At 67.6% G+C, this 21,088-nt stretch carries 5 protein-coding genes; all 5 read right to left on the reverse strand.

The annotated features are described in order from the left end of the window. Nucleotides 1-152: 152 nt before the first annotated feature. The 5 genes from JQ639_RS15295 to JQ639_RS15315 all read right to left on the reverse strand — a co-directional run bounded on the left by JQ639_RS15295 (nucleotide 153) and on the right by JQ639_RS15315 (nucleotide 20,926). Complete coding sequence (locus tag JQ639_RS15295) at nucleotides 153-4,955, reverse strand: autotransporter domain-containing protein (RefSeq protein ID WP_211966903.1); 4,803 nt, start codon at nucleotides 4,953-4,955, stop codon at nucleotides 153-155. Nucleotides 4,956-5,636: 681 nt separating this feature from the next. Continuing rightward, nucleotides 5,637-18,596 (reverse strand): filamentous hemagglutinin family protein, encoded by a 12,960-nt coding sequence (locus JQ639_RS15300; protein WP_211966902.1) that lies wholly within the window; start codon nucleotides 18,594-18,596, stop codon nucleotides 5,637-5,639. A 100-nt stretch (nucleotides 18,597-18,696) separates the two neighbouring features. Further along, on the reverse strand, nucleotides 18,697-19,683 hold the full coding sequence (locus JQ639_RS15305) for a FecR family protein (protein ID WP_211966901.1): 987 nt from the start codon (nucleotides 19,681-19,683) through the stop codon (nucleotides 18,697-18,699). Between the two features lie 35 nt (nucleotides 19,684-19,718). Further along, the gene (locus tag JQ639_RS15310; RefSeq protein WP_211966900.1) at nucleotides 19,719-20,273 is read right to left on the reverse strand and encodes an RNA polymerase sigma factor; all 555 of its coding nucleotides are present in this window, start codon (nucleotides 20,271-20,273) and stop codon (nucleotides 19,719-19,721) included. Further along, nucleotides 20,270-20,926 (reverse strand): STN domain-containing protein, encoded by a 657-nt coding sequence (locus JQ639_RS15315; RefSeq protein ID WP_349644721.1) that lies wholly within the window; start codon nucleotides 20,924-20,926, stop codon nucleotides 20,270-20,272. The genes JQ639_RS15310 and JQ639_RS15315 overlap by 4 nt, the downstream gene beginning before the upstream one ends. Nucleotides 20,927-21,088: the final 162 nt, after the last annotated feature.

The following is a 21,088-nucleotide window of genomic DNA, read 5'->3' on the forward strand; positions in this document are numbered from 1 at the left end:
CTCGGCCGCAGCGCCAGGCTGCGCACTCCCGCGCCGCATGCCTCGCCAGAGCGGCGAAGCCGTCCAGCCTCATCAAGACCTGAAATGAAAAAAGGCCTGCGCTCGTCGGGAGGTTTGACCCTCCCGAAAAGCGCAGGCCTTGTGTCTTCGCGTCACCAGCCGTAGCGGACGACGCCCTTGCCGCCGTAGGAGCGCGTCACGTTCGAGAACTCGCCCTCGAAGGTCGCCGCGGCCGACCAGCCGTTGAGCCAGACCTTCTCGACCGACGCGGTGACCAGAGCCGCTTCCGAGGCCTGCGCCGCGCCGTTGACGACGAAGCTCGCGCCCGGCAGTCCCTGGAACGACGCGGTGACCGAGCGGTCCGGGCTGAAGTCATGCACCCAGGCGACGCGGCCGCGCAGGTTGAGCAGGCCGTCCTGCAGGGCGTAGGACTTGTCGGCGCGCACACCGAGCTCGGTGCGCGTGTCGGCCGCGGTCCGCCGCGCATAGGCCAGCGCGAAGGTGCCGGCGCCGGCTGTCGTGCTCTCGCGATAGCCCGGCATGTCGAACGCAGTCGCCTGCACCGCCGCATAGGGCGTCAGGCCGATGCCGCCGGTCCACGGCGCGGCGACGCGGTAGCCGCTCTCGACGCGGCCCGAATACGCCAGCGCATTGAACGCCGAACGCAACCGGTCGACGCCGTTGGCGGCGACAGTGCGGTCCATCGTGACATCCTGCCAGCCGGTGGCGACCGCGGCAGTCACGTATGCGGCGCCCTGCGTGTGGTGGACGAACGCGCCGGCCTGGAACAGGTCGGAGCGGCCCGAGCCAAGGCCGCTGACGCCGAAGTTGGTGCCGCCGCCGCCGAGCGCGAAGCCAGCGACCGTGTCGCGCGAGAAGCGATAGTCGGCGCCGACGGCCGTGCCATAGACATTGGCGGTGGCCGAGCTCGATCCAGTGGTGGCGTTCCCGTCGGTCGTCTGCGAGCCGCCGAAGCCGGCCACCCACACACTCCACGGCTGCGTGCAACCGGCGCCGCGCGGCGCCTTGGCCGGCAGATCCGCAGCCCCGCAGGTGCCCTGGCCGCGGCCAGCGGCCGACTGATCGGTCAGCGCTCCGAGGAACTGGCCCATCGCGCTGAATGTCGACTGCTGCGCACCGGTTGCCACCTCGCCCGTGAGCTGGGTCAGCGACGCCGGCGCCATCGTACCGAACACCAGCGGAATGCTCCCGTTGCGATCGAAATAGCCCGACAGCGCGCCGCCGACACTACGCTGGTTGCGCGTCAGGTTCGGCCCGAAGTCCAGCGCCATCGTCAGGTAGGCGTGGGTCGCATCATAGGTCAGCGACGACTGGAAGTTCGTCGGCAGCGTGGCGTTGACGGTGCCGTTGAAGCCGCCGGAGACGCCGCCATCAGCGGTCATGATGGTATAGCGCTTGGCGATGTTGCTGCCGCCGATGAACGATGCGGTGACCGTCGAGCCGCCCGGCATCGCCTGCCCCGTGACATAGGTCGACGACGACTTGGTGTCGAACAGGTTGATCACATAGCTCGCACCGGACTGCATGGCGAGGTTGCCGGTGATCGTGAGCATGCCGATCGGATTGGTCGTGTTGCCCGGCGACAGCGTGCCGCCGGAAGCGATCGTCGTGACCGCCGGCGGATCGACGATGCCGATACCGCTGAGGATCGCGCCCGATGCGACCGTGACATTCGACGAGCTGGCAATCGAACCATCGACCTGCAGCATGCCGCCGGCGATGGTCGTGCCGCCGGTGTAGTTGTGCAAGCCGGTCAGGATCAACGTGCCCCCGCCGCTCTTGACCAGGCCGCCGGGGGTGTCGCCATCGCTGATGGTGCCGGTCAGGATGGTGGTCAGGCCGCCATTGACGTTGAAGTTCGAGATGCCGGTCAGTGAGAAGGCATTGGCGATAAGGCGGTTGCCCTGGAAGTCCAGCGTCGCGCCCTGGGACATGTTCACGGTGCCGGTGCCGAGCGCACGGTCGTTGGCGACCGCCAGGGTGCCGCCAGTGACGTTGGTGCCGCCCGAGTAGGTGTTGGCATTGGTCAGGACCTGCGTGCCGCTGGCCTGGGTGAGGCTGCCTGCACCGGAGATCACGCCCGCGAAGGTGTTGGTGCCCGAGCCGTTGAGGGTCAGCGTGTTGCCGCCCGACAGCATGATCTGTGCATTTCTGCCGCCGGTCAGGTTGTTGAGCGACTGGTTGTAGCCGTTGGTGTCAAACCGGCTCTCGACATCGACCGCGCTCGACGACGCGAGGACGTTGGCGGCGCCCGCCTGCAGCGTGCCGCTCTGCACCAGCGTGGTGCCGGTGAAGCTGTTGCCGGGATTGGACAGCGAGACGAGGTTGTTGGCCGCGATGACGAGATTGCCGGCGCCCGTGAGCTTGGCAGCGAGATCGGCGTTGCTGCCCGTGGCGCCGACGTCTTCGGTGAGCGTGAGCTGCTTGCCGGCCTGCAGTGCGAGCTGCGTCAGGCCGTAGCCGACATAGAGGCCATCCTGGTTGGCGCCGGTGGTGAGGTTGTAATTGTAGCTCGCGACCGCAACCGTCTGGCCGTTCTGCTGCAGGTTGACGTTCTGAGCTGCGGAGATTGTGTTGCCGTTCTGGTCCTGCAGCGTCAGCCCGGCGCCCGAGCCGTTGACGGTCCCCGAGGCCGAAACGAGCTTCAGCCCGGCATTGGCATGGCTCTGCTGGAACAGCGACAGGCTGCCCGACGGGGTCGCAGCCGGCAGCACGTAAGTACCGGGAATGTTGACCCGGATCGTTCCGGTGCTGCTCACATCGAGCGATCCGGTGTTGATCAGGCTGTTGGCGCCGGTCCGGGCCGGTGCCGTTGCGTCGAAGATGACGGTGCCACCCATAACCGCCAAACCGCCGATGGTCTGGGTTCCGGTGCCGACAGTCGTGACGTTGCCGCCGTTCAGCGACAGCTTGGCGTTGGTCAAGGCCGCGGTGTTCACGCCCGACAGCGCAAACGTGTTGTTCATGAGTGCGACCGTGCCGGCGAAGCCCGTGCCGGCAGCCGCGTCGAACGCAAACGCGCCGCCTGTACCCGTGCCCAACAGCTGCCCGCCGCCCGTGAGAGCATTCCGGAACGTAAAGGCGCCGCTCGTGCTGGCCTGAAGGACGCCACCGGCCTGGATGTTTACGGCGCCCGATCCGAGGTTATAGGTACTGTCCGTAGCCGACGCCGCCACGACAATATGACCGGTCGAACCGACAGTCGTCCCGCCCGAGTATGTGTTGTTGCCCCAAAGGTTCTCTACCCCGTTCGAGACCACCAGACCGCCGGTGCCGATGATCGAACCGTAGAAGACATACGACGCACCCAACGCGTTGTTCACCGTCAGGGTCTTGCTGCCGAGGGCGACCGTGCCGGTGAAACCGCCGCCGAGAGCCTTGATCGTTGCCCCCGCGGTCGTCCCGGAAATATCGAATGTTCCGCTGCTGACGGTCACACTGGAGGAGCTGGCGATCGATCCGGCACCGGTCAGCGCCAGCGTGCCGCCGTTGATGGTGGTGGCGCCGGTATAGCTGGCGGCCGCTTTCAGGTTCAGCGTGCCCGCGCCGGTCTTAGTCAGACCCCCGTCGTTACTGCCGCCCGAGACCGCGTTGGCCACCGTCAGCGTCGTCCCCGAATCCGTCAGGACGGTGCCTCCGGAGATGCCCATCCTGAGCAGGTGATTCATCGTGAACGACGCGGTCGTCTCCAACGCGCCACCGCTCAGCGTGAGCCCTCCGCTGAATGACCCGAGGCTTGCATCCTGTGAAATCGCAAGCGTCCCCTGCTGGACGCTCCAGGCGGTCCCAACGGCAGTCTGCACACCGGTCAGCGTCCAGGTGCCCGCCCCCGTTTTCTCATAGATCCGGAAGCCCTGGTACTGTGCGCCGATCGTGGAAACATCGAAAGTCCCGTTGGCTGCGCCGCCGAGCAGGAACGTGCCATTGCCGGTCTGATCCACGACATTGCCGTTGATCGCGGAGCCGCCCCACAGCTCGAGCGAATTATAGCCACCGGTGAAGGTGATGGCATTGACCGGAGCGCCGCTGTTGCCGGAGCCATAGCTACCGGCGTTGATCCTGCCGTTGTTGGTGATGGACAGGTTGCTGCCGATGATGGCGGCGCCGCCCGCACCGGCGCTGTCCCTGAGACGCGTGGGGCCGGGAGAGCCGGCGAGACCGCCAGCCGCACCGCCGCTGCCGGCGCCGCCACGGGTGGGATCGCTGGCATTCGCCGTGCCGGCACCGCCCGAGCCGCCATTGATCGTCCCGTTGTTCACGATGGTGAGACCCGAACCAAAGATACCGGCCCCGCCGCCGCCGCCTGCGCTGGAGAGATAGTAGACGCTGCCATCGCCACCGTTGCCGCCGGCGATCAAGCCATAGTTGATGACGGTGCCGCCGCTGCCGATGAGGCCCGCGCCGCCGCCGCCGCCGCTGCCGCTGCCCGACGAAGCGGTGTTGCCCATATGGGTCACATCGATGTTGCCCGCGCCGCCGGCGCCACCGGCACCGCCGAAGATCGAACCGAAGTTGGTGAGGTTTCCTCCCGTGATCAGCCAGGCGTCGCCGCCGCCGCCACCGCCGCCGCCGGTGCCGGTGCTGCTCCCGGTGCCGCCGTTGCCGCCGTCTCCCCCCCTCGTTATTCCGGGGTTGGTGACGGTGCCGTTTGTTGAATTGGCAAGACCGCCGCCTCCGCCGCCCCCGAAGTCACCATCGGCGCCGGCGCCACCCTGGCCGTTTGCATTGCCCGCCTGACCCGGGTTACCCGCACTGGTCTGGTACACCGCGCCGCTGTCGCCGCCAGCACCGCCCGCGAATGCAGGACCGATGTCGAACGACAGTGCCAGCATGCCGACCAGCGCGGTCGATCCGAGCAGCGCGCGGCGCCGCCTGGCGATCTGCAAACGAGCGGCATCGGTGTGGCGTCGAGAGGTCCGGATCATCTTCTGCATGGCGAGCAAGCCGCTCCAACTTCACTAAAATTGACAGAACTTTGGCGAGACAACCTTTACCTGCCTTCAAGCTGATGTTGAGCGCCGATCCGCGCGCGCGATGTAAGCGCATGTAAGGACGCGGGCCCGCACGCGGAGCATCGGTAACGCTCTGGTCACCATGCGCGATCGCAGTGTCGTCTCTCTATTGGTGCGCACGCCGGGAATTGGGAGCGGTACGCGCGCAGGCTGCGGGCCTCAGCGCGGTCGCCGATCCCGGCGACATCCGGTCTTCGCAGCATCGCGAATGGCTGCACGCATGCCTTGCCCGCTCCACACGATCGCCGCTGGCAAGCACGATGCCCAGGTCTGATGTACGCGCCTGACAATCAGGTCGGTAGCCGCGTGCACGATTTGCTTGCGAGCGAGTTACGTATGCGCTGGCATCGCCTCGCCAGCGATAGCGCACCACACGTTTGTCGGTGCGGGAGCGTGGGATGTCGGAGAGCAAGCCTCCACGGGAAAAGCAACCGGCCAGCCATTTGGCACGAGTACGCGATCGCTGCCCATCTGATCGCTCCCCATGTGTTTGCTGCCGATGTATTTGCTCGCGATGTGCGAGGATGCCGCCCGGCCGCGGCATCGATCGTCGAACGACGACAGCGATTCTGTCGATCGATCACTGGCGAGACCGGGAAGGCATCAGCGCCCCGCGAGCTTGCGCTTTTCCTCCTCGGTCAATCCACGCGTATCCTGCTCGGTCAGCGGACCGTAGCCGACGACCCGGATCGAATCCTCGGGATTGTAGCTCTGCCGCCCGGAGCTCGGCGGGCGCGGCTTGTCGTCATGGCCGTTTTCTTCTCCCGAGCCGCCACCATAGCCGAGCACCTCGACCATGATGATCGATGCCACGCCGTCATTGCGTGATGGCGGCGCCACGGTCTGCTGAGTGGCCGCGGTGGTATTCGCAGCCGCCGTCAAAGCGGCCGTCGGCGGGCCCTGCACCGTCGGCACGCCGGTCGCGTTGCCCTTGACCTCGAGGTTGGCGGCGTTGACGACCTGCAGCGCCGCGAAGGTGACGTTACCCGACACCCGGACGCCGGCCTCACCAAGATCGATCCGGCCAAGCGGAGCAACGAGGTCGACGTTGCCCGGGGGCACTTCGGCAGAGGACTGCAGCGTCGCGATACCGGCGCCCGTACTCGGCACCTGCGGTGACAGGGCGATATTGCCATAGGCATCGACGAGGCGCCGCAGCGGTGTGTAGACCTGCGTCGTCTTCGAGCCTCGGCCCGCGTTGATATCGCCTTCCGCCGACCATGCGATGATATCGCCACCGCCTGTCGTCATGATGCGGGAGAGCCCGAGCAGCAGACTGCCCTTCGAGTAGGACTGGATATTGCCGGCACCCTGCGTGACCAGTCCCGCCGATGCCGGCGGCACCTGGCCCTCGACACCGACGATGAGCTTGCCGCCCGGTGCCAGCATCTGGATGTCGCCGCCGAAAAGTGTGCGGACGCCGGAGCCGCCGAACAGCGTGATATCGCCCTGCCTCTGGATCGGGGCGCCATCTCCATTCGTCTCCGGAAACAGCGTGGCGATCGCAAGCCGGCCGCGCAGGTAACTGCCGGAGCGCGCACTGGTATCATCCTTGTACTCGCGGCCACCCGCGGTGAGTTCGGCAAAATACACAGTCCGCAGGAACATATGCTGCTGTTCCGCCGGCAGGGCCAGGAACGCGGCGAGCGCATCCTGCTGGCTGCCGGCGTAGCCGTAGCGTGACCGCAGCCACATCTGCATCATCGCGTTGTAGGTGAAGCCGCTCCGTTCGTCCCGGCTCAGCCGCAGGAAGTGCGCGGTCGCATCGCCCTGGCTTCCCGTGTAGCCGTGGTCCTTCAGCCAGGCATAGAGCAGCGGACTAGAGGGATAGGTTGCCCGCAGATCAGCCGGCAGACTGCTGAAGAAATCCAGTGCGCTGTTGTCGTCGCCGGTATAGCCGGCCCTGGTCTTCAGCCACACCTTCAGGTCCGCCAGCGTTGCGATGGTATCCGCACTCTGTACTGCCTTGCCGGGCTGATCGGCGAGCGGCCGCGACGCATCGGCGCGGTTGGCCGGGTCGAGATAACGCGCCGCGAACGCGGCATAGTCGGGCGCGCCCGCACCACCGACGCCGGCCATCATCGTCACCGACGCGCCCGGACGCGCGTCGCCGGCAACGATCGCGCCGATGCTGGTGAGGCCGCCCCTGTCCGCCTGATAGACGTTGCGACCGGCCGAAACTTCCAGCACACCAGGACCTGCAATGTCGAAATTGGCATAGACGACATCGCGTCCCGCGGACACGATCGAGACATCGTTCGGATCATTGTGCACGATCAGGTTGCCGCGCGACTGCCAGCCCTGCAGCGCGCTTGTCAGCAGGACGCCGGGCGCAAGGCCGGCCCCGACGATGTCTCGCCCGGCGCGCGCACGGACGGGAGCCGACGCACTGTACCACGTCCGGAGCAGATCGCCGGAGGTCAGCGTCTCGCCGACGCGCAGGCCGACAAGATCGCCGTCACGCGCATAGAAGCGGACGGGATCGGCATCCGGAACGCGATTGAGCGCAAGCGCCGCAGTGTTCGGCCCGAAGACGAACAGCGACAACGGGACGGGATTGTTAAAGCTATCGACGACGCCGTTCTGCGAGGCATTCGTGACGATGACGCGCCCCAACGGATCCGTGGCGTCTCCCGCGAAGGCCGGATTGAAGGGCGTCGGCAAAGCCGTGCCCGAGCCGGACATGCTGAACGAATATTGACCCGCGTAGATCGATCCAGCCGCCAGCATTTCCAGCGTTCCGCGGGACGACGGAGCGAGGATGACGAATGGCGGTATGAAACTCGCGTCGCTTCGCAGGAAGGGCAATGCGCTGACGCCATAGTAGATGCTGCCGCCGAGCGCCGCCGCGCGCAGGATCGACGGATAGATGAACGATCCATCCGCCATGTTCTGATCGCTGTTGCGCGACGGATCTTCGGCCACCGATGTGCTGGGAGTGAGGTTGCCGCCGGCCGACAGCAGATTGATCGCGGTATGCGCGCTCCAGAGTGAGAACCAGCTCCGCCCGCCACCGGGATAGCCGATGCCCCCGGCAGAGAACGCCGAATGGCCTGGTGACATCGAACGGCCGGGATCACCGGCACCGCCGAGCACGAGATCGCCCAGCGTATCCAGATAGACGGCCGAATCGCCGGGCACCACGGTGAGGCCGGAGCGCGCATAAGACGACGTCGCCGTGAACGGATCGACGCCGCGCGGATCGAAAGCATCGTTCAATCCCGGTCCTGAGCGGTACGTCAGCGCGATTCCGCCAATCGACGCCGCCGCCACATGCAAGCTCCCGCGAAGGTCGATCAGCGCGCCGCCGAGGGCGTGTTTTTCCTTGTCGTTGGACAGCGCGAGATTGGGATTGAGCGCCCCGGCAACGCGCATGTCGATATCGCCGCCACCGGTGAGCACCAGTGTCCCGTCGGCTCCGACACGGCCGGTGCTGCCGACAGCGACGACCAGACCCTGGCTGCGGGCCTGACCGTCATTGGCGAACTGACTGCCTCGCAGCGTGATCGCACCGGCCTGGCCGCCGACGCGGATCGCGACATTGCCGCCGCCCAATGCGCCGATGCCGGTAAAGCCGAGCAGATCCGGCCTGTCGGACGTCTGGTATTGCGCGCTCGCAACATAACCGCCGAAATTGATCCACCACGCTGTCGGGATCGAGCTGTCGACAGCGGTGGTGCCTGTGCCCTGTCGCCACAGCCAGTTGCCGACAATCACGCTCGACGGCGTCTGCCGGTTGGCGGCGGCCTGACCGACGATGTCGCCAATCAGATTGCCACCGGCCGCGATCAGAATGTTGCCACCCTGGTCCGGATACCAGGCCCGATAGACAGAGAGCGCGTCGGCGTAGTCCGATGTCTTGGGACCGAGGATCGTGCCGTCGGCGAGCGATCCCCGCGCGCGCATGTACGCCGGATCGACCGCCGTCGCGGTGCCCGCCGTGTAGACGCCGTAGAGCGACTCCATCCGGATATCGCCGGCGGCGGCGAGAACGAGATCGCCGGTGCCGGTGCGAACGACACTGAAGGACGGCGCCAGCGGCACAGGCGTGCCTGCGTCCGCGCACTGGCCATCGAAGTCACAGTACCACATATCCTCTGGAAGGACCGGAGCCTTCTCGGGTTGACCGGCCCAGTTGTTGGGAAGCCAGACTTTCTTGTCCGGTCCGGGCGTCGCGGTGTAGTGCGTGTCCGCGAGCCTGATCGCGCCGGTCGCGCGGGGGTCCAGCGCCTGCCGGTCGGCCGCCTTGAGGTCGGCGCCGGCGATAAGGCTGACCGACCATGACGACGCACCGGCGCCGAGCATGGGTGCGACCGCCCAGTTCTGCCCGAGCTTGCCGCCCGTCGGGGCGCGCAGCTCGACCGGCAGGTCGCCCACGAGCTTGACGTCGGTCATCGACGGTATGCGCGCGCCGGCCGCGAGCGTCACTGCTCCCGTCAACGTCATGTCGACCGGCAGCGGCACTCCCTTCGGCCAGACTGTCACGACAAGACTCGCCGGTGTCCGTAGCACCGTGCCGGCGCCGAGCTTCATGCCCGCCGTCAGCATCACCGCCTGCGGCAGAACCGTCCCCGCGGCATATGCGACTGTGCCGTCGGCGTTGACGATGGTGGCGCCGACGACGGTCCCGGCGGACAGAACCAGCGTGCCCGTCAGCGTCGCCGTGGCAGGCAGGAGAGTTCCGGCCGGCACGGCTGCATTGAAAGTCGCAGGCAGATCGTAGTTCAGCGTCGCACCGGCCTTGAACACCGTTCCGCCATTCAGCGTCACGGAGAGGGGCAGAACCAGATCGCCGCCGAACGGCACCACGCCCGTACCCAGCACCCAACCGTTGTCGTCCGGTGTCGATGGCGGCGGCGCGAAACCATCGGTCATGCTGCCGTGAATATTGAGATCGCCAGCAGTGCGGATAGCCAGCGTGCCGGGCTCGCCGAAGCCGCGCAGCGCCGGATCGAGCCGGCTCGAGCCCGGCCCATACCGGTAGCTGGACAGATCGATATCGCCCGCGATGGTGAGATCACCCTTCGGATTGCCGGCGCTCACCTTGCCGATGATCTCGACACCGGGCCGCAGGTGATAGCTGCCAAGGCCGGCCAGGCGGTTGCCGAGCGCCGCATTGCCCAGCGCCGCGTCGACGAAGGCGCGGCTGTCGCCATCGATCTCGTCGAGATAGCCCTGCGTGATCTGCTGCGGCCGATATCCCGTGACGTCCGGCGTCGATGCCACCGGTGCGTCGTCGTAGCTACGAAAGCCGTTGACGACAATCGTCCTGGCTCCCTGGATGTGCGGCACGCCGATCACGCTGACCGCGATATCGCTGGCACCGTCGACGCCCCGTCCACCGGCCGCCACGCCCGCCCCTCCGAGACGCGGCGCATTGAGCGTCAACGTGCCGCGGGCGACGCCATCGTTGCCGGCCGTGACCGCAGTGCCGGTGCGCAGATCGATGCTCGCCGTGCCTCCGAGCACCAGGGTTCCCGCACGCGATGTCAATTCGACCACCGCGCGGTTGGGACTGTCGATGATCTTGCCATAGCTGTCGACGCGCAGGCCGGTGCCATGCGCATCGAGCGTGCCGTTGATCGTCAGGTTGCCCATGGCGGCCAGGCGGATCGTACCGACCTGAACTCCGCTCGCATCGATCTTGCCCGCGACCGTCAGGTCGCCGCCATCGAGCGCGATATCAACGTTGCGCGCCCTCACCTCGTCACCGATCGTCAGACTGCCCTGCCTGATCTGGAACTTGCGACCGCCGGTGACATCGCCGGCGTTGAGGCGGGTGTTGAGCCCGGCGAAATCGGCCAGCGTCTGGGCCCGCACGCTGATTTGGGCGGCATCGTAGGGCGCGAGGGTGCCACCGGCGTCGTACCAGCCTGTCGCACCGCCGCGGATCGTGCCGGCGAGATCGACATGGCCGGCCCCTTCACCCAATGCCGTCACCGTCATGGTGCCGCCACGATTGAAGCTGGCGGACAGGTCGATCATCGACCCGGCGGCCTGGGCGATATTCCCGGCGCTGCTCGCCATCACGAGGTCACCGCCCCAGCTGTACCTGGTGACATCGTAAATCTGCACCGCGCGCCCCGACAGATCGAGACGCGCCGCGTTGCCAAGCGCGATGCCGTCCGTTGCCGTGAGCACCAGCCGCCCCGACGGCAGCACGATCGCGGTATCCACGGAAAGCGACTGTGCCGTCAGTTCGAGTGTCGCGCCGAGCGCTGCGATCGCCGGCGCCCCGGCGCCGGCTGGTCCCGTCGCGGTGATCGTGCCGCCGGCCGTGATGCGGTTCGTCGATCCCGCAGCACCGGTGAGCAGCGGCGTCATGAGCTTGAGATTGCCGCCGGTGTATTCGAAGCCCGTGCCGGCGACGTAGCCGGTCTGATATTGGTGCACGGCGAGCGTACCCTTGCCGTTTGCCGTGATGCGCTCGCTGGCCGCGATGCCGACATCGGCAAATCCAAGCGCGAGACGATTGTCTTCGATGGTCGTGCTGGCCTGCGAGTTGGGCGCAGCGCCGAAGACCACGCTCCTGGCCGCGATGTCGAGGCGACCAGCGCCGAGCATATCGGCCATCGCCGCCCCCGGCGCGGCGTGCGCCCCTGTCCAGATGAATTCGTCGGCCCGGATGGTGGCGACGTCCCCTGCCACACCGTAGCCGTAGATGGCTGGTGTCCCCAGCACCAGCCGCCCGACCTTCGACGCATCCAGCGCGACCGTGCCGAAGACATTGACGGCGTCGCGCGCGTTGAGCACGAGCGCTTCGAGCGCCGGCGCTCCGATCGCAGTGTTTCCCGCGAACAGCCGTGTCAGCAGCGACTGGTTGAGCGAAAGGCCAGCCGGCAGCCGCCCGGACGCCGCAGCGGCAGCGAGATGAGCCTCTTCGCCGAGATTGATGGCCGACAGGGCGAGAACGAGATTGCGGGTGCCGTAGGACACGTTGCTGGCGATGGTGAAAGCGCCCGATGTCGCGACGGCGATGGTGCCCTCTGACACCAGCAGGGTCGGCCGGTCGCAGGCAGCCGTCACACAGCGGCCGATCGTGATGTCGACCGTGGAGCCGCCATTGCCTGCTGACGGCTGCAGCAGGTTGATCCAGCCGTTCGACAGAGCGAGAATGCCATCGCCGACGAACACGAAGCCGTCGCGGGAATCATAACTCGATGCGCCACGGCCAACCGTGCTGATCGACGCGCCCTCCTCGATGACGCCGCCTGTCATGATGACGTCGGCAGCCGAGATGCTGGCGCCGCTGCGCACAACGAGATTGCCGCCCCCCTGAATGGTGGCAAACCGACCGGAGGCGCCATAAATCGTCGTGAGGGTGCCATTCAGCACCAGACGCGGCGCGGCGAGCTTGCTGAGCTCGTCGCCATAGACCGACGCCTGATAAGGAATGCCGGGATCCGCGCTCTGTCCCGCGGCGAGGATTTCGCCAAGGCCACGGACGGTGACGGTGCCGCCAAAGCCATCGCGCCCTGCAGCCGGCGCCATCCGCAGCTCGCCATCGAAGCGCAATTGCCAGCGGTCATCGACGACCGCCGGCTTGGCGAGCAGGATATCCAGCGTCTTCGCGTCGACGGTCAGCATCGCGCGCGGCACACCGATGCGGGCCGCATCGGCTCGCGCGAAAGCGTCGTAGCCCATCTCGTTGTAGGAGGAATGCGTACGCACGACGCTGCCTGGCGTGATGGTCACCACGTTCGGCACCGAGGCGCTGATCGCGGTATGGGCGATGCCGAGCGTTCCCCCGGTGACCCAGGAGCCGTCGCCGAGCGGCCCCGTGCCGACGCCGCCGATCTGGCCGACTGCGCCGATCTCGATGCGGAATGCACCGGGCAACAGCGCATAACTCGACGGCATCAGCATATAGGTGCCGCCCGGCAGGCCCGGCACGCCGTCCGGAAGGGTGATCTGCTGGCCCATGACGGGCAGCCCGTAACCCGCTTCCTGCACCATCGGTGCGTAGCTGGAAGCACGGCCCGGCACGATCGCGTAGACCGCATTGCCTTTGCTGCTGTAGCTGTACGCCGGATTGGCGTTGACGAGCGGCGTGGTCAGGATATCGACCGAGCCGCCGCGGCCGGAAATGAAGCCTGCCCCCATCAGTTCGCCGCCGCCGGACAGGTCGAGAATCGCGCCTGCCTTTGCATTCAGATGCGTGGTCGATAACCTGATACCGCGCTTGAGATCACTGCCGGCCATGCCCCCGACGCCGTCGAGCACGATCGGGCTGCCGTTGTAGCGATAGACCAGGCCATCGGCGGTGCCGCCATAAGGCATCACAAGTCCCGCGCCGCTCACCGACGTGATGCTGCCCGCAAGGAGATTGACCGCATCGGCCTGCGCCTGACCGCCGCGACCGACTGTGCCGAGCTGCACGCTGCCGAACGGTGCCCGCACCACGCCGCCCTGGTTGACGGTCTCCGCGCCCATGTACAGCAGGCCGAACGCCGAATAGGGCATGTCGGGGACGCCATCGCCGTATCGTCGGATGGTCAGCACGCTGCCGTGGAGGAAGTTGTTGATGTCCGTATAGCCGGCAACGATCTGCGCCCCGACGCCTGTCGCCGGATAGATCTGCGCTGCTGTCAGCGTGATGTTGCCGCGCGTGGCGAGCTCCGTGGTCAACACGCTGGATGCGATGCCGAGACCCGGTGTGCCTCCGAGCAGACGGATGTCGCCACGGCTGAGAAGGTCGACCAGCGCAAAACCGCGTCGATCGACAATGTAGGACGCCGACGTTTTTGTTTCGATGGTCTTGCGTCCGCCGAAGCCGACGCGATCGCGCAGATCGATGAGATCCGCGCTGACGGAGAACGTGGCGCTGCTCGGCTGTTGCGATGGGTCACCGCCCCAGATCACGGCGGGAAAGAGAAGTCCGTCCCCACCCCGCCGGGTCGTTCCCGCCAGCCGGACGTAAGGCGCCGACAATAACACGCTGGCGTCAGACTGCGCCGTCTCGGCGAGCGCGAACGTTCCCGCATACAGACGCAGGCTCTGCCGCATCGCGAGCGTAACATTGCCGTCGAACGACAGCGGGCCATCGGCGAGCAGCGAGAGATTGTCGAAGCCGCCGGCCCGAACACGGTCGACGCCGAGCCGCGCGGTGCCGACGACGAGGCCGGCCCTCGCCTGATTGATCGTCGCGGCGCCGGCCAGCGCGCTGTCGCCCTGGACATCCGCCACGACGAATTCGCGATGCCGCAGGACATCGCCGAAGGTCGTCAGAGCCGGGTAAGCCGTCGTCTCCAGCGCCAGCGCCAGCGTGCCGCCCGCGGCATTGGCCCCGCCTGCGCTCGCGCGCAGCGTGCCATCGAGGTAGAGTCCATAGCTCGACTTGACGACGATCGTGCCGCCGTCGCTCGCGACCGGCACAGGTGTCGCACCCCCCTGCAGACCGAAACCGGGACGGTCGAAGCGCGCTCGCGTGCCGGAAGCATCGAGCACAGCGCCAGGGCGGATCACGACAAAGGCGCTGGGCGCATTGGCCTGGCCCGTCGTCTCCCAGTCCAGCGCTCCGCCGATCAGGATGGAGCCGCCATTGGCGACAACGCCGTAGTTCTCGCCACGCGCATTCGTCGCCGTCGCAGCCCGCGCCGCCACATCCAGCACCGCATGATCGCCGATCCAGATCAGCCCGGCCTTGTCTGCCGCGGCGCTGTTGGCCGTCAGGCTGATCGTGCCGCTTGCAGCCGTCAGAACGCCGTCCAATGTCAGGGAGCCGCCGCCAGCCTTCAGGCTGATCGACTGACCCGGGTCGACGCTGATGGCCGCGCCGGCCCGCAGATCGAGCGAACCGCCGACAAATGACGCCGCTCCGTCCGCACGCAGCGTCAGGCTGGCGCCGCCGCGCTGGCTGAGCCGGCTGCCCGCGCGGTCGTCGATCCACAGCGGCGGTGTCCAGATCGCCAGCCCGCGCGCCGGATCCGCACCGGTGAGAATGTCCCCCGCCGTTTCCAGGACACGATAGACCGGCATCGCGACATCGAGTCTGGTGCCAGCGGCGACGACCAGGCCGAGGCTGGCATTGATGTCGTAGCCGGAGAACCCGGATTGCAGCAGCGCGGGCGCGATCGTCGACGTCGGGCCAACCGCCACGGGCGTCGCGAATGTCGCCCCGGCCGCGATGCGCGTTCCGTCGGCAATCGTGAAATCGGTCGGTGCCGGCTTGCCGGCGGCGATCGTCACGGTCTTGTCCATGATTGGAATGCCGTTCGGAAACACGTCGCCGGGCACAACATAGGACGACGGAAACCGCCCTTGCTGGATGCTGCGGACGAGGGTGCCCGCCGGGATGACCGGGAGAACGCTGGTCTGGTCGATCCGGTAGTTCCCCGCATCGGTGTAAATGATCATCGCGAGGCCGTCCGCCGGAGGGCGCGGCGGAATCCAGTTCGCTCCCAGCCTCAGATCGGAGATCGCAAGATTGCTCGTGCCGATGGCCTCGCCGGGCAATGCGATCCGGGTGATATAGCTGTAGTCGATCGGCAGCACACTGCCCGCCTTGACCTGATAGTCCTGCAGCAGCACGAGGTCGGTCGGCGCCTGCTCCCCGGCGCCGAGAAGCCCGTCGCGCGCGAGCAGTCTGCCGCCGATGCCGATGCCCGCTCCGCTGTTGATGGTCAGCGTGCCGCCGCCGGCGACGCCGTAGCCACGGATGCTGCCCTCGACCTGAAACACGCCAAGCTTGTCCTCGGCGAACAGCGTGACGCTGCCGCCGCGACCACCCAGGATCTTGCCATTGGCCAGGATCGCCGCTCCCGACGAAACGTCGATGGTGCTGCCCGCCTGGAGCTTGACATCGTAGCTCGATTGCAAGCGGACCGCGCCTCCGTTGAGATACGCCAGCCCAGCCGTATCGGCTGGAGCCTGTGAGGCATTGACCCAGACGCCGCGCAAATCGAGCGTCGCCCCCTCACGCAACGTGACGGACGCCGAGCCATTCTTGAGGAGGAACTGCGACGAGCCGCGGTCTGACGCTCCCTTGAAGTAATTGTCCACGGTCAGCGAGCCACTGCGCGCCGTGATGCCGGCCTGCAGGTCGACGACGGGCGAGACGAAGCTGACCTTGGCGCCATCGGCCAGCGTCAGCGCCCGCTCGACCGTGACAGTGTTGCCGGTCGCGATATCGAGGCCGCCAAGGCGCTGCGCGTTGAGAGAGGCGGCATCGAACCACGCGGTGCCGACGCGGTTCGATGGCAGCGCGGTGTCAGCGGACAGGCCGGACGCGATCGGCGCGACCTCGCCGAACCTGACATCGGAATTGAACACGCCGCTGCCGAGCACGGCGCCGTAGCGCCCGAGCGCGAGGGTGCCGCCGAGCGCCACCGTGTTCTGCGTCAGCGTGTAGCCGTCCGTGACGCCCGCGGGACGCGCCGCGGTCTGCCGGCGGCCGGTGATGATGTCGGCGATGATATTGCCTTCGAAAACCGGCGTCGGCGTCGACAGGATCAGCTTGCCCGCATCGCGGCCGACCGTGTAGCCGTCCTCCCAGCGCACCGGTCCTCGCCCGAGCGGACTGGCATAGATCTCGGTCAACCGCGCGTCGATCTTGCCGCCCTGCTTGTGTTGCACCATGAAGCCGGTGACCACAGCCGTATAGGTCAGGTCCGCCGGAGCATTGTTGATGTTGTAGACGCGGCCATCGCTGCCGAGAACGAAGCTCTGCGCGATGAAGCCGCCCTGATAGGCGACCGAGCCGCCGGAGACATTGAAGACCGCATCCCTTTGCGCGACCACTTCGGGCGCCGACAGCGTGATGCTGCCGCCGACAGCACTCCACTCGCCGATGGTATGTCCCGTATTGGCAAGATAGCCGGACACTTCCAGCAGGCCACCCGCCGTGTAGTAGCGGCTGGACGCGTACCCTCCGGTACCGGCCGGCACCAGGACCAGGTCGCGCGCGTCGATCCACACGTCCTTGTTGAACAGCGCGCTGCTGTCGCGGTTCTGCGGCGAGTCGCGCAGCTCGCTGCCCTGCACGTTGACCTTGACGGCGTTGCTCGCCATCGCCACCGCAACATCGCGCACGCCCGAGACGTCGACGGTCGCACCGCTTTCCGCGAACACACGCCGGCCGGCGGACAGCGCGACCTGGCCGCCCTGGGCCATGGTCAGCGAGCCGGCCTTGAAGGTGACCAGTCCACCGCTGACGATCTCGATCCGCGACTGGTCCTTGCGGTCCGTGAGGGCACTCAGATTGTCGAACTGGTTCAGGGCGAGGATGTTGACGCCGGATGCAGCGATCAACCCGTCGCGCTGCGAATTGAACGCGGTAGCCGTCGACGCCAGTTCGGGCAGAACCGTCGTCAGGCTGTTGCCCGTGAGCGTAACGGTTCCGCTGGCATCGCCCGCCGAATTGAGGAGATGAATGGTGCCCCGCTGACCCACCGCAGTCGTGGACACCAGGATCCCATCCTGAAGCACGGTGCGGCCAGCCAGGGTGATGTCGCCCCGCTGGGCCCAGATCAGCCCGGTGTTGCCGACCGTGCCGCTGCTGCTGGCGCCGCGAATGATCGGCGCGACCTCGCTGCCATTGGTTGTCGAACCTTGATTTGCAATGGAGCTGTATCCCGCGCGCAGGATGAAGTCGTCCCCCGCTGCGAGCAGAGCCTGGCCTTTCGGCGTCGTGATCGAACCCGCGTTGGTCACGGCGGTGCCGAACAGCGCAACGAAACCGCCCCCCACCTTCTCGGTGGACGGCGCATTCGTCGTAATCAGCGCGCCGCCTTCGACAACAATCTTGCCACCCGCGCCGGTGAAGCTCGGCAGATAGGCCGCCCCGCTCTGTGTCGCGTAGATGCCCCTGGCCAGGAACTGCTGGTCGACAATGTTCGCTGATGACGCGATCAGCGAGCCGACATTGATCTGGCTGGCGCCGCCGAAGATGATGCCGTTCTGGTTGATCACCAGCACCTGTCCCGGCGCGTTGATCTGGCCGAGGATCTGGCTCGGGCCGGTATTCCCGACAACGCGGTTCAGCGCCGTCCAGTCCGCTCCCTGCTGGTTGAAGTTGACCGTGGTGCGGGCCCCGACGTTGAAGCTCTGCCAGTTCAGGATCGCCTGCCTCGCAGTCTGATCGATCGTGACCGTCGTGCCGCTGCCGCCCACGCTCTGCACCGGTGCATTGGCGCCGCTCCATGTTCCGCCCGGCGCGACCTGCAGACCGCCCGCGCCAAGTCCATTGGGGACGACCACCTGTGGCATCGTCGCCGAGCGTTGCGCGGCAGCTGCCGCAGCACGTGCCGCAGCCTGCGCTCCCTGCATCGCCTGGATCGCTTCGATGGAGCGGCGCATCGCGCCTTGCCCCTGCTGCGCCGCGGCTGCCGCCTGTTGCGCGGCCATGTTCGCCGCGTCCATCGTGTAGTTGGGCGGCGGCACGCCGGCGCCGCCGCCGAGCTGCGCCGCCGACAGCGGATCCGCCGCGGCCGCAAGCAAGGCCAGCCCGCTTGTGCCAGCCAACAGGGCCGTGCGCGACAGCGCGCGCACGCGAGGCAGCAGCGCAAGGGGCGCCATCAGGCGGGGATGCGAACGGCGACCGCTGGCGGCCTGGCGACGGGGCATGGCAGATCCTCTCGGCGAAATCGATGTGGTCCGCTGCGAAGACGGATGCCATCAGCCAAATCCACCGGCGCACGCCGCGATTTTTTCGCCGCAGCGCGCCTCAGCCCACCAGCACGACGCCACCCGGCAGCGACCGCACCCGAATACCCATCGCTTTGGCCATGAAGTCGACGACGTCTTCGATGCGGTCGAGGCGGAAATTGGCGACGACCTGGCGCTGGCCGAGCGCCGCATCGACCAGAATCATCCGACCCGAGCGGTAGCGGTTGACTTCATCGATCACCCGCGACAGCGGCGCGCGGCGGAACATCAGCAGGCCCCGGCTCCAGGCCGTGACCAGTTCCGGATCGACCGCCGTCACCGCGCCCGCGCCCCGGCTGTCGTAAGCGAGCTGCTCGCCCGCCCGCACCGGCACCGTGCGATCGTCGCAGGTGACAGCGACGGCTCCGGCCGTGCAACTGACACTGACCGCGGCTCCCTCCTTGCGCACGTTGAACGAGGCGTGGCGCGCGGCGACACGGCCGTTGCCGGCGACCACCACCAGCTCATGGCCAGCGTTGTCGCGGGTCGAGACCGCGGCCTCGCCGGAAATCAGTTCGATGTGGGCCTCGCCATTCCCGGCGCCGCGCAGATCGAGGCTGGTGCGGGTATTGAGCTCGACGGCGGCGACGTCGCCGATCGCGACCTGACGCCGCTCGCCGATGCCAGTGCGGTAGTCCGCGGTCAGTTCCGCGGCAGAGGGCCAAAGGGCGAAGGGCGGCCGCACCACCGCAATCGCCGCCGCCGACGCAGCCGCGGCCGCGCCGCCGGCGAGCACGCCACGCCGCGACAGCACCCCCTCCCGGTGGCGCCGCGGCATCGTGACCACGCGATCGCCTTCAGCCTTGCGCGCCGCATCGCCGAGTACCTCCCATAGCGCCGCCGCTTCGGCGAACGCATGGGCATGGGCCGGGCTGATGGCCCGCCATTGCGCCAGCGCCGCGGAATCGGCCGGCGTCGCCTCGCCACTGCTGAGGCGGCGCAACCAGTCGAGCGCCACGGTGCGCAGTGCCGCCCGCTCGGTGGGATCGATGTCTGGCGTCTGCACGGCCTGTCCGCTTTGCTCCGTCATTGGTGATCGTGTCATGGTGTAGACGGCTTCCGACCGTCGTTTCCACCATCCCCGCCCTCCTCCCACACATCGGCGAGATGCTCGAGCGCCAGCGCGAGTTCACGATCGACCACTCGCACGGTGACGCCGAACCGCGCGGCGATCACCTTATAAGGCAGCCCTTCGAGCCGCGCCGCCATGAAGATAGCTCGCCGCCGCGCCGGCAGCGCATTGATCGCCTGCGACAGCGCGTGCAGGGCAAGACGCCCCTCGGCGACGCGCGCCGGATCGAGATCGTCCTGGGCATGCTGGCGGATCGCCTCGACATCGGCTACGGCAAGACGCGAGCGCTCGGCGCGCTGGCGGTCGGTCGCGATATTGAGCACGACACGGTAGAGATAGGCTTTCGGATTTTGCACCGCCGCCGCCGACACCGCCCGCTCGGCGCGCTGCAGCCGCAGCCATGCCTCGTGCAGCACCTCGCTGGCGAAATCGAACGAGCCGAAGCGGCGTCCCAGCCGTTCCTTCAGGCCGGCGTAGTCGTCGACGAGAAGACGGCGCAGGGCCGTGAACAATGTTTCGGTCATCGCGCGGCTTCTCCGCCGCGATTGCGTGCGGGAACGCCAGCGCAGGATGTCGCCGCGTCGTCCTCGAACGCGGCGAGCAGCGTGACCGGCTGCGGCAGATCGCGCGGCGGCATGCCGACCGACAGGGTGCGCAGGCTCCCGACCAGCAGGCCGTCGCGCCGCTCGTCACCGGACGATGTCAGCAATTCGGCCCGCTCGGTCGCTCCGGATGACGTGATCCACAGCCGCACCAGCACACGATAGGGTCCCGGCGCGGCGTCCCGGACGCGGCACAGTGCGCCGCGCATCGCGCCCTGCAGCGCCGCTGAATATGTATTGAAGCGCTGCACGGTCGGCGAGACATCGTCAGGACCGCGCGCGGGCAGCGCGACCAGCGTGAAGCCGGCATCGCCGATCATGCGCGCGGCGAGCCCGCTGCCGGCGAGCAGGCGATTCAACGCGCTCGCCGCAGCAAAGGTGCCTTTGAGCCCCGGCGTGCGGCGACCGTCGGTGAGCGTGGGATCGAACAGCAGCTGGATGCCGGTGGCCGTGCCATAGGCGCCAAGCGCGGTCTCCAGCGGCTGGGCCGGAATGTCGAAGGTCACGAGCGGCTCGGCGGCGCGCGAGCGTTGCGGAACGACGCTGGTGGTCAGGAGGACGATCGCCCCCCACACGACCGACAAGCGCGCGAGCTCCGTTCGCCGCAGACTTGCTATGACAACCATCGTTCCAAACCCAAGGACGGCGCCTCGGGCATCCCCCGACTGGGCGGATTAGGTAACGTTGACGGATGACATTGGGGTGACACACGCCGCGACCGGCCTGCGACAGGTTGG

The organism is Bradyrhizobium sp. U87765 SZCCT0048 (assembly GCF_018131225.1).
Taxonomy (GTDB): domain Bacteria; phylum Pseudomonadota; class Alphaproteobacteria; order Rhizobiales; family Xanthobacteraceae; genus Bradyrhizobium_A.

Bases quoted from the DNA above. Each gene is read 5' to 3' on its own strand.
- JQ639_RS15295 (WP_211966903.1), bottom strand. From the start codon at position 4,955: ATGCAGAAGATGATCCGGACCTCTCGACGCCACACCGATGCCGCTCGT.
- JQ639_RS15300 (WP_211966902.1), bottom strand. From the start codon at position 18,596: ATGCCCCGTCGCCAGGCCGCCAGCGGTCGCCGTTCGCATCCCCGCCTG.
- JQ639_RS15310 (WP_211966900.1), bottom strand. From the start codon at position 20,273: ATGACCGAAACATTGTTCACGGCCCTGCGCCGTCTTCTCGTCGACGAC.